The organism is Nocardia sp. NPDC004711, from assembly GCF_053601595.1.
On sequence record NZ_JBSGCB010000166.1, the window covers coordinates 1 to 2076 of the forward strand.

2 protein-coding genes are annotated in these 2076 nt (G+C 66.3%); one reads left to right on the forward strand and one right to left on the reverse strand.

The annotated features are described in order from the left end of the window. The coding region (locus ACWEKS_RS49135) for a 2-oxo acid dehydrogenase subunit E2 (protein WP_452346576.1) at positions 1–328 on the forward strand (328 nt) is incomplete at its 5' end. Between the two features lie 60 nt (positions 329–388). Here ACWEKS_RS49135 and ACWEKS_RS49140 read toward each other — a convergent pair. Continuing rightward, positions 389–1657, reverse strand: a complete 1269-nt coding sequence (locus ACWEKS_RS49140) for an IS110 family transposase (protein WP_452346577.1) — start codon at positions 1655–1657, stop codon at positions 389–391. Between the last annotated feature and the right edge of the window lie 419 nt (positions 1658–2076).

Sequence of the window (2076 nt, forward strand, 5' to 3'; positions counted from 1 at the left end):
CGCGCAAAACGTGCGCGAGGCAACGATCAGCCCGGACGATCTCAACGGCGGCACGTTCACCATTACCAATACCGGCAGCCGCGGGGCATTGTTCGGCACCCCGATCATCAACCAACCGCAATCGGCGATCCTCGGAATCGGAGCCGTCGTCGACCGTATCGTTCCTACCCGGAGTGAAAGCCGGGGACTTGAGATCGGGGTGCGGTCGATGGCCTACCTGTCGTTGTCGTACGATCACCGCATCGTCGATGGCGCCGACGCCGCCCGGTACCTGACCTCGGTCAAGCATCGGCTTGAGAGCGGCTTCTCGGCCGAGGAGCTGCGATGAGACACCTTCTGTCAACCACCGGGCGTGGCCGTGGTGGGAAGAGGTTGAGTCCCGCCCAGGTCAGGCAGCGGGGGTGAGGGCGCGTTGCCGGTTGCGGATGTGGGTGTCCTCGTCGTAGCGGATGCCTTTGGTCAGGCAGTGCCAGAGCAGGTCCAGCCACCGGTTGGCCAACGCGCGCAAGGCGCTGTGGTGGGATTTTCCTTTGGCGATCTTGGAGTTGTAGAACTCTCTCGCCCATTTCGAGGCTTTGAGGCTGCAGAACGCCCACTGATGGACCGCGGCGCCGAGGTAGCGGTTGTGCGCGAGGCGGCGGGCGACGACGAATTCGCTGCGTCCGGATCTTCGGGTGACCGGGGCGGTGCCGGCATAGCATTGCAGCGCGTTCGCGCTGCTGTATTGGGTGATGTGGTCACCGATCTCCCCGGCGATCCGGGCGGCGAGCACGTCCCCGAGCCCGGGGAAGCTCAGGTAGATCTCACCGCCCGGCACCGCTTTTCCCGGATCGGGATTCCTGGGCTGCTTGTCGCGGCCATGACGGACGTCGCCGAGCAGCAGCTCGCCCATACGCCGTGCCCAGGCTTTGCGGGCGTCGTGCAGGACCAGAAGCTGGGCGGCGGTCATGGCGATGGTGGTGGCCTTGGCGCGCACCAGATACCCGCGAGCGGGCAACTGCTCGACCGCCATCGCGCCGAGCACGCGGGCGGCGAACCGGTCGGGCCAGCCGTGCTTGGCACCGCGGGCGAACGCTTCGAGAGCGCCGCGGTCGACCCCGGCGAGGTCGGCGTGGGTGGGCCAGTTCGCCAGCATCTTCAAGATGGTGGGCGAGCCCAGGTCGTCGTCGGCGATGGTGATCGCGGCGGGGAAGGTCACCAGCAGGTCGGTGCGCAACCGATTGAGCAGTCTGCGCTGGTCACGCACCGCGCGCTCGTCGTCGCGGGCGATCGCACGCAGTTCCCCGGCCAGATCCCCGTGCGGGATGAGTTGGCGCAGCTTCTGATACGGGTCCAACGCGAGCAGACAACAGATACGGGCGTCCTCGGCGTCGTCCTTCTTCTTCGCCGGCCCTCGCTGGGAGGCCACCTTGTCCGGGTTGACCGGCAGCATCGTGAACCCGGCATCGACCAAGGCTTCCACCAGCATCCCGTGCCGGGTCTCGAGCACCACCCGCACCTCGGCGGGGTCGGGTTCGAGTTCTACGCACCGGGCCACCAGCTTCGCGATGCCGGCGGCGGTGTGATCGATGCGGAACTGCGCGATCACCCCTTCTCCCGGCACTCCCAGGGCCACGTCGTGAAACGACTCCGCCCAATCGATTCCTACCACAAGCACACCCGCTGCCTCCCAACACGTTCGGTCAACCCAACAGCCGGGCCGCGGGCACTGCGTCGTGCTGATAGGCCAGTCCTCTCCGGGACGACACCTTCCGAGACGACCCGCCCACGGCACAGACCCCCGGGGACGCCGTCTCATCGAAGTCCTCGCAGGACAAGCACCGAAAGCATTCACCCGGGAGCCCAGCCATGAACGAAGGTAGTGCTATCAGCACCCCTCACTCGAAACTGCAGGGTGATCGGGTGAACGAGTACGAACGGGAATTGCTCGCCTTCGCCTTCCGGTGGACGCCCCACGGTGGTGGCGACGAATTCATCCTGTATCAGTCAGTCTCTGTATTATTGCCGGGTCCTTGCCGCTCTTCGGTCCGTCCGCGACCACCGGCTCTCGCCGGAGGTAAAGGAGCGGCTGACCGA